The organism is Cellulomonas sp. NPDC057328 (assembly GCF_042667215.1).
Lineage (GTDB): Bacteria > Actinomycetota > Actinomycetes > Actinomycetales > Cellulomonadaceae > Cellulomonas.
This window is the reverse complement of sequence record NZ_JBHUZW010000022.1, coordinates 1-12,707: the sequence shown is the minus strand read 5'-3', so window position 1 is coordinate 12,707 and position 12,707 is coordinate 1. Positions and strand designations below refer to the sequence as shown.

7 protein-coding genes are annotated in these 12,707 nt (G+C 75.1%); 5 read left to right on the top strand and 2 right to left on the bottom strand.

Translation table 11 applies throughout. The annotated features are described in order from the left end of the window. The first annotated feature begins 33 nt into the window (after window positions 1-33). Complete coding sequence (locus tag ACFUMH_RS06315; RefSeq protein WP_378202096.1) at window positions 34-1,686, top strand: FAD-binding dehydrogenase; 1,653 nt, start codon at window positions 34-36, stop codon at window positions 1,684-1,686. Between the two features lie 14 nt (window positions 1,687-1,700). Here ACFUMH_RS06315 and glgP read toward each other — a convergent pair whose 3' ends face one another. After that, window positions 1,701-4,271, bottom strand: coding sequence for an alpha-glucan family phosphorylase (glgP, locus tag ACFUMH_RS06310; RefSeq protein ID WP_378202093.1), 2,571 nt, complete (start codon window positions 4,269-4,271; stop codon window positions 1,701-1,703). 130 nt (window positions 4,272-4,401) lie between these two features. Here glgP and ACFUMH_RS06305 point away from each other — a divergent pair, with 130 nt between their 5' ends. The 3 genes from ACFUMH_RS06305 (at window position 4,402) to ACFUMH_RS06295 (ending at window position 9,811) form a co-directional block, all read left to right on the top strand. Continuing rightward, window positions 4,402-6,654, top strand: coding sequence for an alpha-1,4-glucan--maltose-1-phosphate maltosyltransferase (locus tag ACFUMH_RS06305; RefSeq protein ID WP_378202090.1), 2,253 nt, complete (start codon window positions 4,402-4,404; stop codon window positions 6,652-6,654). A 98-nt stretch (window positions 6,655-6,752) separates the two neighbouring features. Next, a complete protein-coding gene (gene treS, locus ACFUMH_RS06300; RefSeq protein ID WP_378202164.1) occupies window positions 6,753-8,513 on the top strand; it encodes a maltose alpha-D-glucosyltransferase in 1,761 nt (586 codons plus the stop codon). Further along, complete coding sequence (locus ACFUMH_RS06295) at window positions 8,510-9,811, top strand: phosphotransferase (protein WP_378202086.1); 1,302 nt, start codon at window positions 8,510-8,512, stop codon at window positions 9,809-9,811. Before treS ends, ACFUMH_RS06295 begins: the two co-directional genes overlap by 4 nt. A 25-nt stretch (window positions 9,812-9,836) precedes the next feature. Here the strand turns inward: ACFUMH_RS06295 and ACFUMH_RS06290 are convergent, their stop codons facing one another. Then, entirely contained in the window at window positions 9,837-11,078 is a 1,242-nt protein-coding gene (locus ACFUMH_RS06290) for an ROK family protein (RefSeq protein ID WP_378202083.1), read from the bottom strand. Window positions 11,079-11,283: 205 nt separating this feature from the next. Between ACFUMH_RS06290 and ACFUMH_RS06285 the strand changes: the two genes are divergently transcribed. Beyond that, window positions 11,284-12,615 (top strand): ABC transporter substrate-binding protein, encoded by a 1,332-nt coding sequence (locus ACFUMH_RS06285; protein WP_378202080.1) that lies wholly within the window; start codon window positions 11,284-11,286, stop codon window positions 12,613-12,615. Window positions 12,616-12,707: the final 92 nt, after the last annotated feature.

Below are 12,707 nucleotides of genomic sequence, written 5' to 3'. Positions count from 1 at the left end.
GCCCGCCTGCCGTCCTCACCTACAGTGCGGCCCATGAACCACCACGACGTCGTGGTCGTCGGCGCCGGGCTCGCGGGCCTGGTCACCACCGCCGAGCTGCTGGCCGCGGGCCGGCGGGTGCTGCTGCTGGACGCCGAGCCGCCCGCGAGCCTCGGCGGGCAGGCGTGGTGGTCGTTCGGCGGGCTCTTCCTCGTCGACTCCCCCGAGCAGCGCCGGCTGGGCGTGCGGGACTCGGCCGAGCTGGCGCTCGCCGACTGGCTGGGCTCCGCCGGGTTCGCCGCCGACGGCTCCGACCGGTGGGGCCGCGCGTGGGCCGAGGGGTACGTCGACTTCGCCTCGGGAGGCATGCGCGCGTGGCTGCACCGCCTCGGTGTCCGCTGGTTCCCGCTCGTGCAGTGGGCCGAGCGCGGCGGCTACCTCGCGGACGGGCACGGCAACTCGGTGCCCCGGTTCCACGTGACGTGGGGCACGGGTCCGGGCGTGCTCGAGCCGTTCGTGCGCGCGCTGCTCGACGGCCGCCGCGCGGGCCGCGTCGAGGTCCGGTTCCGGCACCGCGTCACCGGCCTCGTCGTGACGGACGGGCGCGTGACGGGCGTCCGCGGCGACGTCCTCGCCCCCGACCCGGCGCCGCGCGGCGCGCCGTCCGGCCGCACGGGCGTCGGCACGTTCGAGGTGGCCGCACCGGCGGTCGTCGTGGCGACGGGCGGCATCGGCGGCGACCACGACCTCGTGCGCGCGGCGTGGCCCGCGGACGCGGGCCCGCTGCCCGCCCGCATGCTGTCCGGCGTGCCCGACCACGTCGACGGGTCGGGCATCGCGGCCGCGCGGGACGCCGGCGCCCACGTCGCGCACGCCGGGCGGATGTGGCACTACCCGGAGGGCATCGCGAACCACACGCCGGTCTGGTCGCGGCACGGCATCCGCATCCTGCCGGGGCCCAGTTCGCTGTGGCTCGACGCGGACGGCGAGCGCCTGCCGCCGCCCCTGTTCCCCGGGTTCGACTCCCTCGGCGCCCTGCGGCACGTCACCGGCCGCGGCGACGACCACTCGTGGTTCGTCCTCGACCGCACGATCCTCGGCGCCGAGCTGGCGCTGTCCGGGTCCGAGCAGAACCCCGACCTCACGTGCCGCAGCGTGCCGCAGCTGCTCCAGCGGGTGCTGCCCGGCGCCGTCGGGCCCGTCGAGGAGTTCGCGTCCCGGTCGCCCGAGTTCGTCACCGCCGACACGCCCGCCGGCCTGGCCGCCGGCATGAACGCCCTCACCGGCACGGACCGGGTCGACGCCGACCGCCTCACCCGCACCATCGCCGCCCGGGACGCGCAGGTCGCGACCGGGCTCGGCAAGGACGCGCAGGTCGTGGCGACCGCCATGGCGCGCCGGTACGTCGTCGACCGGCTGATCCGCGTGGCGCCGCCGCACCGGCTGCTGGACCCGGCGCACGGCCCGCTGCACGCGGTGCGCCTGTCGGTGCTGACGCGCAAGACCCTCGGCGGCCTCGCGACGGACCTCGAGGGGCGCGTGCTGCGGCCCGACGGCGAGGTCCTGCCGGGTCTGTGGGCGGTCGGCGAGGCCGCCGGCTTCGGCGGCGGCGGGGTGCACGGCCACCGCGCCCTCGAGGGGACGTTCCTCGGCGGCTGCCTGTACACCGGGCGCGTCACGGGACGTGCGCTCGTCGACGTGCTCTGAGCGCCCGCGCCGCGTCAGCCCGCTGACGCCACCAGCCCGAGCTCCGCCGGCGACGTCAGCCCGGGGTGCCGCGGCACGACGCGCACCGTCCAGCCGAACGCGCCCGTGGCCTCGAGCGGGACGTCGCCCTCGAACGCGTACCGCCCGGCCTCGAACGTCTCGGTGACCTCGAGCGCGTCGGTGCGGAAGGACGTCAGCTCGTCGTCCGGGCCGACCGGGCCGTGCAGCACCTGGACCTCCACGTCCTCGGGTGCGAGCTCGCCGAGCCCGACCCACGCCTGCACGTGCAGCCGGTCCCCGACCTGCGCGGACCCCTCCACCCCGCCGGAGTCGACGTGGTCCACGTGCACGGCAGGCCACGCCTCCCGCACGCGCGCCTTCCAGGCCGCCAGCTCCTGCGCCCCGGCCCGGTCGTCGGCGGCGAGCTCGGCCCCCGCGGCGGCGGCCGGCACGTACAGGTGCGCCACGTAGTCCGCGACCATGCGCGTGGCCTGCACCTTCGGCCCGAGCGTCGCGAGCGTGTGCCGCACCATCCCGAGCCAGCGGCGCGGCACGCCGTCCTCGTCGCGGTCGTAGAAGCGCGGCACCACCTGCTGCTCGAGGACGTCGTACAGCGCCGCGGCCTCCAGCGCGTCCCGCGCCTCCGGGTCGTCGACCCCGTCCGCGGTGGGGATGACCCAGCCGTTCTCGCCGTCGTACCACTCGTCCCACCAGCCGTCGCGGACGGACAGGTTGAGCCCGCCGTTCAGCGCGACCTTCATGCCGGAGGTGCCGCAGGCCTCGAGCGGGCGCAGCGGGTTGTTCAGCCACAGGTCGCAGCCCGGGTAGAGCGTCGACGCCATCCGCATGTCGTAGTCCGGCAGGAACACGATGCGGTGCCGCACGTCGTGCTGGTCGGCGAACGCCACGAGCTCGGCGATGAGCTTCTTGCCCGGGACGTCGTCGGGGTGCGCCTTGCCGGCGACGACCACCTGCACCGGGCGCTCGGGGTCCAGCAGCAGCGACCGGAACCGCCCGGGGTCGGCGAGCATGAGGGTCAGCCGCTTGTACGTGGGCACGCGCCGCGCGAACCCGATGGTCAGCACGTCCGGCGACAGGACCTCGTCGACCCAGCCGAGCGCGGCGTCGGTCGCGCCGCGCTGGCGCCACGACGCCCGCACGCGGTCGCGCGCGTCGGCGACGAGCCGTGCGCGCAGCCGTCCGCGCACGTCCCAGAGCTGCTCGTCGGTCACCGCCTGCCGGCTCGTCCAGCCGCGCCCGGTGGCGAGCTCCTGGGGCGTCATCCGGCCCGCGGCGAGCTCGGTCAGCTCGGGGGCGACCCAGGTCGGCGCGTGCACGCCGTTGGTGATGGACCCGATGGGGACCTCGGCGGCGTCGAACCCGGGCCACAGCGGCGCGAACATCTCGCGCGACACCCGCCCGTGCAGCAGCGAGACGCCGTTGGCGCGGGCCGCGAGCCGCAGGCCCATGAGCGCCATGTTGAACGTGAGGGGGTCGCCGCCCTCGTGGTCCTCCGCGCCGAGCGCGAGCACAGTCGCGGTCGGCAGGTCGTCGTCGCCGACGAGCGCGTCGACGTACCGGCCCACGACGTCCGCCTCGAACCGGTCGATGCCGGCGGGCACGGGCGTGTGGGTGGTGAAGACGGTCGTCGCGCGCACCAGCTCGAGGGCCGTCGGCACGTCCGCGCCGTCGGCGACGAGCTCGCGGATCCGCTCGACGCCGAGGAAGCCCGCGTGCCCCTCGTTGGTGTGGAACACGTCGGGCGCCGACGCACCCGTCAGGCGCGCCCACGCGCGCAGCGCGCGCACGCCCCCGACCCCCAGCAGCAGCTCCTGCTGCAGGCGGTGCTCGCCCCCGCCGCCGTACAGGCGGTCGGTCACGCGCCGCCCGGCGTCGTCGTTGGCCGGCACGTCGGAGTCCAGCAGCAGGAGCGGCACGCGCCCGACCTGCGCCACCCACACCTGCGCGTGCAGCGTGCGGGCGCCCGGCAGCGCGAGGCGCACCGCGGCGGGGGTGCCGTCCTCCTCGCGCAGCAGGGTCAGCGGCAGGTCGTCCGGGTCGAGCACCGGGTACGTCTCCGTCTGCCAGCCGGCCCGGTCGAGGGCCTGCCGGAAGTAGCCGGAGCGGTAGAGCAGCCCCACGCCGACGAGCGGGACGCCGAGGTCGGACGCGCTCTTGAGGTGGTCGCCCGCGAGGATCCCGAGCCCGCCGGAGTACTGCGGCAGCGCGGCGGCGAGCCCGAACTCCGGCGAGAAGTAGGCCACCGTCGCGGGCAGCGCCGCCCCGGACAGCCGCTGGTACCAGCGGGGCTCGTGCCGGTACGCCGTGAGGTCCGCCGCGGCCGCGCGGACGCGGGCGACGAACCGCTCGTCGGCCGCGAGCGCCGCCAGCCGCTCGCGGCCCAGCGCACCGAGGAAGGCGACGGGGTCGCCCTGCACCTCGTCCCACAGGGCGCGGTCGACGTCCGCCAGCACGGCGCGCGTGGCGGGGTGCCACGACCAGCGCAGGTTGCGGGCGAGGGTGTCCAGGGCGGCGAGCGGTGCCGGCAGCACGGTGCGCACGGTGAACCTGCGGATGGCTCTCACGGCCGCAGACTACGCATTCGGGACGATTCGCACAGCCCTTCGGACCGGTCGAACCGGACGGGCGTCCGGGTCGGGGGCGACGCGCTCGCTGCGGATGCCGGGGGACGGGGGTGGCGGATAGGTTCGTCGCGTGAGGACTCCCCAGCGTCCGCGTCGATCGTCACCGGCCACGACACCCGGCCGGCCGCGTGCCACCGCGCCCGTCCCGTCGAGCCCCGAGACCCCGGCGGCCGCCCCCCCGGCGGCCCCGACCGCACCCGCGGCCGCGCCGTCGGCCCCCACCGCACCCGCGGCCGCGCCGGCGGCCCCGCCGGCACCCGCCGCCGCGCCGGCGCCCGCGGCCGCACCCACGGCCGCCGCCCCCCTGCCGCCCGCGCTCCCGGTCGGCCGGATCCCCGTCGTCGACGTCTCCCCCGTCGCGGAGGAGGGCCGCTTCCCCGCGAAGGCGGTCGTCGGCGAGCCCGTCCCGGTGCGCGCGACGGTGTTCCGCGAGGGGCACGACGCGGTCGGCGCGACCGCGGTGCTCACGCGCCCGGACGGCACGGACCACTCGTGGGCGCGGATGGTCGACGTCGCGCCGGGTCTCGACCGGTTCGAGACGCACCTCGTGCCCGACGCGGAGGGCGACTGGACGTTCCGCGTCGAGGGCTGGTCCGACCCGTACGGCACGTGGTCGCACGACGCCGCGATCAAGGTCGGGGCCGGCGTGGACGTCGAGCTCATGCTGACCGAGGGCGCACGGGTGCTGTCCCGCGCCGCCGGTCGCACGGGCGCCGACGCGATGCCCGAGCGCGACGCCCGCACGCTGCTCGACGCCGTCGCGGCGCTCGAGGACACGAGCCGCCCGCCGGCCGCCCGGCTCGCCGCCGGCCTCGCGACCGACGTGCGTGACGCGCTCGCCCGCACGCCGCTGCGCGACCTCGTGACGTCGTCCCGGTCCTACCCGCTGGTCGTGCACCGCCGCCTCGCGCTCACCGGCGCCTGGTACGAGCTGTTCCCCCGCTCGCACGGCGCGACGTACGACGAGGCGACGGGCGAGTGGACGTCCGGGACCCTGCGCACGGCGGCGCGCGAGCTGCCGCGCATCGCCTCGATGGGCTTCGACGTCGTGTACCTGACGCCGGTCCACCCGATCGGCACGTCGCACCGCAAGGGGCGCAACAACGCGCTGGCGGCGGAGCCGGGCGACCCGGGCTCGCCGTACGCGATCGGCTCGCCCGACGGCGGCCACGACGCCATCGAGCCGTCGCTGGGCACGTTCGAGGACTTCGACGCGTTCGTGGCGCGCGCCCACGACCTCGGCATGGAGGTCGCGCTCGACCTGGCGCTGCAGGCGTCGCCGGACCACCCGTGGGTGCGCGAGCACCCGGAGTGGTTCACGACGCGCGCGGACGGCACGATCGCGTACGCGGAGAACCCGCCGAAGAAGTACCAGGACATCTACCCGCTGAACTTCGACAACGACCCGGAGGGGATCTACCGGGAGATCCGTCGCGTCGTGCAGGTGTGGATCGACCACGGCGTGACGCTGTTCCGCGTCGACAACCCGCACACCAAGCCGCTGTCGTTCTGGGAGCGCCTGCTGGCGGACGTGCGGCGCGACCACCCGGACGTCATCTGGCTGTCGGAGGCGTTCACGCGCCCCGCGATGATGCTGACGCTCGCGAAGATCGGCTTCCACCAGTCGTACACGTACTTCACCTGGCGCAACACGAAGGCCGAGCTCGAGGAGTACCTCGCCGAGGTGGGCGGCGAGCAGGGCGCGTGGATGCGCCCGAGCTTCTGGCCGACGACGCACGACATCCTGCCCCCGTACCTGCAGGCCACCGGCGTCACGGGCTTCGCGGTGCGGGCGGTGCTCGCGGCGCTGGGCGCGCCCACGTGGGGCGTCTACTCCGGGTACGAGCTGGTCGAGAACGTGCCCCGGCCGGGCGTCGAGGAGCAGATCGACAACGAGAAGTACGAGTTCCGGCCGCGCGACTGGGCGCGCGCGGACGACCTCGGCATCGCGCTGCTCATCGGCCGCCTCAACGAGATCCGCCGCGCGCACCCCGCGCTGCAGCAGCTGCGGGACGTGCGGGTGCACCCCACCACGGACGACGCGCTCGTCTGCTTCTCGCGGCACCTCGACGCCGAGCACTCCCCCACGGGCCGCGCCGACACCGTGGTCGTGGTGGTGAACCTCGACACCGCGAACCCGCGCGATGGCGTGCTCGAGCTCGACCTGGCCGCGTTCGGCCTGCCCACCGACCGCGCCGTCGTCGCGCACGACGTGCTCTCGCAGGAGACGTACGCGTGGACGTCGCACCCGTACGTGCGGCTGGACCCGTCCGTCCGCGTCGCGCACGTCGTCCACCTCGAGCACCCGGGCGTGACGGCGTGAGCGCCGACGTCCGCACCCCCGGCGGCACGGTCCCGGGGGACTTCTCGGGGCGCACGACCGACCCCGGCCTGCCGCACGCCACGGCGGACGCCGGCGGTGTGACCACGGCGCGCCACCGGGAGCCCCCGCCCACGACGGGCGCCATCGCGCTCGGCGGCCTGCCCGCGCGCCGGCAGCCGGCGGTGCCGGAGCCGGTGCTGGTGCGCGACGGCCGCGACGACGACCCCGAGTGGTACCGCACGGCCGTCTTCTACGAGGTCATGCTGCGCACGTTCTCCGACTCGTCGGGGCAGGGCAGCGGCGACCTCGCGGGCCTCGTGCAGCGCCTGGACTACCTGCAGTGGCTGGGCGTCGACTGCCTGTGGCTGCCGCCGTTCTACCCGTCGCCCATGCGCGACGGCGGGTACGACGTCTCGGACTACACGGCCGTCGCGCCGCAGTACGGCACGATCGAGGACTTCCGCACGCTCGTGCAGGAGTGCCACCGCCGCGGCATGCGCATCGTCGTCGACCTCGTCATGAACCACACGAGCGACCAGCACCCGTGGTTCCAGGCGTCCCGCTCGGACCCCGAGGGCCCGTACGGCGACTTCTACGTGTGGAGCGACGACAACACGCGCTACCAGGACGCGCGGATCATCTTCGTCGACACCGAGACGTCGAACTGGACGTTCGACCCCGTGCGGCGCCAGTACTTCTGGCACCGGTTCTTCTCCCACCAGCCGGACCTCAACTTCGAGAACCCGCGCGTGGTCGACGCGATGTTCGACGTCGCGCGGTTCTGGCTGCACATGGGCGTCGACGGGTTCCGGCTCGACGCGGTGCCGTACCTGTTCGAGGCCGAGGGCACGAACTGCGAGAACCTGCCGGAGACGCACCAGTTCCTCGCCGACCTGCGCCGCATGATCGACACCGAGTTCCCCGGCCGCATCATGCTCGCCGAGGCGAACCAGTGGCCCGAGGACGTCGTGCACTACTTCGGCACCGAGGAGGCGCCGGAGTGCCACATGTGCTTCCACTTCCCCGTGATGCCGCGCATCTTCTACGGCCTGCGCGACCAGCGCGCGACGCAGATCGTCGACATCCTCGCCGACACGCCGCCCATCCCGTCGTCGGCGGGCCAGTGGAGCACGTTCCTGCGCAACCACGACGAGCTGACGCTCGAGATGGTCTCGACCGAGGAGCGCGCGTCGATGTACGGGTGGTACGCACCCGACTCGCGCATGCGCGCGAACGTCGGCATCCGCCGGCGGCTCGCGCCGCTGCTCGACAACTCCCGCAAGGAGATCGAGCTGGCGCACGCCCTGCTGCTCTCGCTGCCGGGCAGCCCCTGCCTGTACTACGGCGACGAGATCGGCATGGGCGACAACATCTGGCTGCCGGACCGCGACGCGGTGCGCACGCCGATGCAGTGGACGCCCGACCGCAACGCCGGCTTCTCGGTGGCCGACCCCGGCAAGCTGTACCTGCCGGTCGTGCAGTCGCTCGTCTACCACTACGGCAACATCAACGTGGAGTCGCAGCTCGCCCAGCCGACGTCGCTGCTGCACTGGGTGCACGGCATGCTCGCGGTCCGGCGCCGGCACAAGGCGCTGGGCAGCGGCACGTTCGACGTCGTCCCGTGCGACAACGACGCCGTCCTGACGTTCCTGCGCCGCACCGACGACGAGACGATGCTGGTGGTGGCGAACATGGCGGCGACGGCCCGCGCGGCCACCGTCACGCTGCCGGACCACGTCGGGTGGCACCTGCGCGACGTGTTCGGCGGGTCCGCGTTCCCCGACGTGCGCGCCGACGGGACGGTGACGTTCACCCTCGGCTCGCGCGACTTCTACTGGCTGGAGCTGACCGCACCGTGATCCTCGACGCCCGGGACCCCGACCACCTCGACGGCGAGCTCGTCGGGCTGCTGCGGGGCTGGCTGCCCGAGCGCCGCTGGTACCCCGTCAAGGGTGCCGAGGCGGAGCTGACGCCGGTGGCGACGGTCGACCTCGCCGACGACGTGCGCGTGCTGCTCGTGCGTGCCCGCGCCGGCTCGGTCGACGTGCTGCTGCAGGTCCCGCTCGTGCTCGTGCCGGGCCCGACCGGCGGCACCGCGTCGGTCGTCGGCACGCTCGGCGACCGGACGGTCCTCGACGGTGCGGGGCACGCGACGTTCCTCGCGGCGTGGCTCGCGCACGCGGACGGGCCGGGTGCGGACGTCGACGTGACGGCCGCCCGCGTCGTCACGGGCGAGCAGTCGAACACGTCGGTCGTGCTGCCCGACCGGGCGACCGGGGCCCCCGTCGGCATCCTCAAGGTGCTCCGCACCGTGGCGGCCGGCGACAACCCCGACATCGACGTGCCGCGCCGCCTGACCGAGCAGGGCTGGGGCGGCGTGCCCGAGCCGCTCGCGTGGGCGCAGGTGCGGTGGGCGCCCGCCGGTGCGGCGCCCGTCGTGGGCTACGCCGGCGTGATGAGCGCGTTCGTGCCGGGCGCCGAGGACGGCTTCGAGCTCGCGTGCCTGCACGCGCGCGAGGGCCGGGCGTTCGGCGGGCTCGCGCACGAGCTGGGCGAGGTCGTCGCCGGCATGCACGGCGCGCTCGCGCGGGCCTTCGGCACGACCGACGACGCGGCCGGCCCCGCCACGGTGTCGCAGGCCCTCACGACGCGCCTGGCGTGGTCCACCGCGGCCGTCCCCCGCGTGGCCGACCGCGCGGACGCGGTCCGGGCGGTGGCGGCGCAGGTCGCGGCGCTGCCGGCCACGCCCCCGCGCCAGCGGGTGCACGGCGACCTGCACCTGGGCCAGGTGCTGCGCTCGCGCGACCGGTGGTTCGTCATCGACTTCGAGGGCGAGCCGCTCGCACCGCTCGCGGAGCGCACGCGCCCAGACCTCGCGCTGCGCGACGTCGCCGGCGTGCTCCGCTCGTTCGACTACGCGGCCGCGGTCGGCGGGCTCACGGGCGACTCGGCCGCCGCCTGGACGGCCGACGCGCGCGACGGCTTCCTCGCCGGCTACGCGGCCGGGGCGCCGGCCGACGCCGACGAGGCGACGCGCGCGGTGCTCCTGCGGGCGCTCGAGCTCGACAAGACGCTCTACGAGGTCGTCTACGAGGCCCGCAACCGGCCGACGTGGGCCCCCATCCCCGAGGCGGGCCTGGACCGGCTGCTGCCCTGACGGGCACGGGCCGGCCGCGGGTGCGTCAGGCCCCGGTCGGCAGGTCCGTGAGCGCGTCGACGACCATACGCATGCCCGCCTGGCGCGGCGCGAGCTCGCTCTGCAGCACGAGCGCCGCACCGCCGACGGCCGCGGCCTCGGACGCGTGCGTCGAGATCGTCACGCGCACCGGGTGCGCACCGCGCGCGAAGAAGCCGCGCGCGAGCCGCTCCTGCACGGCCGGCAGGTAGAGCGAGCCCGCGAGCGCGAACGACGGCCCGGTGAGCACGACGAGGTCGAGGTCGAGGACGTTCGCGAGGGTCTGCGCCGCGACGCCGAGGTACTCGGCGGACGCGCGCAGCAGCCGCATCGGCTCGGCGTCGCCGCGCGCCGCGGCCCGGGCCAGGGCCGCGAAGTCCTCCGAGACGCCGCGGCCCGGCAGCTCGACGCCGGCCGCGGCGGCCTGCGCCACGACGGCCGCGGGCCCGGCGAAGGCCTCGACGCAGCCGCGGCTGCCGCACCAGCACGCGGGGCCGTCGAGCGCGACGCAGACGTGGCCGATCTCGCCGGCGTTCGAGCTGCGGCCGCGGTAGACGGTGCCGTCGACGACGATCCCCGCGCCGATGCCCGTGCCCATGTAGAGGGTGGCGCACGCGGCGCCGGTGGCCACGCCGCCGGACCAGTACTCCCCCACCGCCGCGGCGGTCGCGTCGTTGTCGAGCAGCACGGGCAGGCCCGTGGCGTCGCCGATGGCGGCGGCGAGCGGGAACTCCGCCCAGTGCTGCATGACGGGCGGGGTGAGCGTCATGCCGGTCGACGTCGAGATCGGCCCGGGCGAGACGACGCCGACGCCGAGCACGAGCGCGGGGTCGATGCCGGTGCGCGTGAGGGTGGCGGCGACCTCGGCGGCGATGCGGGCGACGACGTCGCGCGGGTCGTCGGCGCCGGCGCCGGGCCGCCGCCACCGCGCGACGACGGCGCCGCCGAGATTGGCGATGACGTACGTGATGCCGGCGTGGTCGAGGTGCACGCCGACGGCGTACCGCGCGTACGGGTCGAGCCGCAGGAGCATGCGCGGCTTGCCGCCGGTGGACTCGGCGCGCCCGGCCTCGACGACGAGCCCCTCGTCCAGGAGCCGCCGCACGACCGTGGAGACGGTGGCGGCGGTCAGGCCCGTCGCGCGCGTGAGCTCGACCCGGCTGATCGTCCCGGCGGCACGGATGACGTCGAGGATCGCCGCCCGGCTGCTGGCGTGGGCGGCACCGAGCCCCGGCTGCGCACCGTTCACGCGTCCTCCGTCCGTCCGCGGCGGGGGTCGCCGCGCGTGCCCTAACGATATGGACACGACGACGGGTCCGCGTCGACACGCCCGTTGACTTACTTTGTTCAGCGGCCTAAGAATCTACCACGGCGCGCGGACGCCCCCTCGGGGTCGGCCGGCACGCACCTGTCGTCGGCACACCGAGGTGCCGGCCTCGACGAGAGGATCAAGGATGTTCCTTCACCAGCGACGTGCGCGCGTCGCCGCGGCGTCCGCGGCACTCACGGTGCTCGCCCTGACCGCCGCCTGCTCGGGCAGCGGGTCCGGCGGCGGCGAGGAGAACACCAGCGGCGAGCCGTCGGGCGAGATCACGGTCCTCACCTGGCGCACCGACCTCGTCGAGGACGGCACGTTCGACGAGTACGTCGAGCAGTTCACGGCCGCCTACCCCGACGTCACGGACGTGACCGTCGAGGCCCTCACCGACTACGAGGGCGAGGTGAAGACGCGCATGAACACCGACGAGTACGGCGACGTCCTCGCCATCCCCGGCTCCGTGACCCCCGACCAGTTCTCCCAGTTCTTCGAGCCCCTGGGCAGCCAGGAGGAGATGAACGAGACGTACAACTGGGTCAACGACAAGTCCTTCGAGGGTCAGTCGTACGGCATCCCGGTCGTCGGCAACGTGCAGGGCGTCGTCTACAACAAGCGCGTGTGGGACGAGGCCGGCGTCACGGAGTTCCCGACGACGCCGGAGGAGTTCCTCGCGGGCCTGCAGACGATCAAGGACGCCGGCCTCGCGGAGGTGGCCCCGCTCTACACCAACTACAAGGACGGCTGGCCGCTGTCCCAGTGGGACGGCTGGCTGGGCGCCGTCACGGCCGACCCGGACTGGAAGAACACGATCACCGGGTCGGACGAGCCGTGGGCCGAGGGCACCGACTACGGCGTGGTCGACGGCACGATCTACGACGCCGTCGCGCAGGAGCTGGTCGAGGCCGACCCGACGACGACGAACTGGGAGGAGTCGAAGCGCCTGCTCGGCACCGGCCAGGTCGCCACGATGGTGCTCGGCTCCTGGGCCCTGCCGCAGATGCAGGCCGCGGCGGAGGACGCGGGCGCCAGCGCCGACGACATCGCCTACATGCCGGTCCCGGTGCAGGTCGACGGCACGTTCCACGCGGTCGCGGGCGGCGACTACAACCTCGGCATCAACGTGAACTCCGACAACAAGGTCACGGCGCGCGCCTGGATCGACTGGTTCAACAAGGAGTCCGGCTACTCGGAGTCGCAGGTCGGCCTGTCCCCGCTCAAGGACGGCCCGGTCCCCGCCGAGCTGCAGACCTTCATGGAGCAGGTCGAGCTCATCACGCTGAACCCCGCACCCGAGGGCAAGGAGTCGCTGTTCGCGGACATCGACACGGCGTCCGGCATCGTCACGACGGACCCGAAGTTCCGCCAGGCGACGATCGACGCGGCCCGCTCGGGCGCGAAGACGAAGCAGCAGATCTTCGACGAGCTGAACACGGCGTGGGCCGAGGGCCGCGCCGAGGTCGGCGACTGAGGTCCCTGCCATGACCACCGCTCCGTCGAGCCTGCAGGCCTCGACGACGGCGGCCACGGCGGCGGACGGCGTGGCCCGTACCGCCCGGCGCC

Excerpts from the sequence above, each read along its gene's own strand:
- ACFUMH_RS06285 (WP_378202080.1), top strand. The coding sequence starts at position 11,284 with ATGTTCCTTCACCAGCGACGTGCGCGCGTCGCCGCGGCGTCCGCGGCA.
- ACFUMH_RS06315 (WP_378202096.1), top strand. The coding sequence starts at position 34 with ATGAACCACCACGACGTCGTGGTCGTCGGCGCCGGGCTCGCGGGCCTG.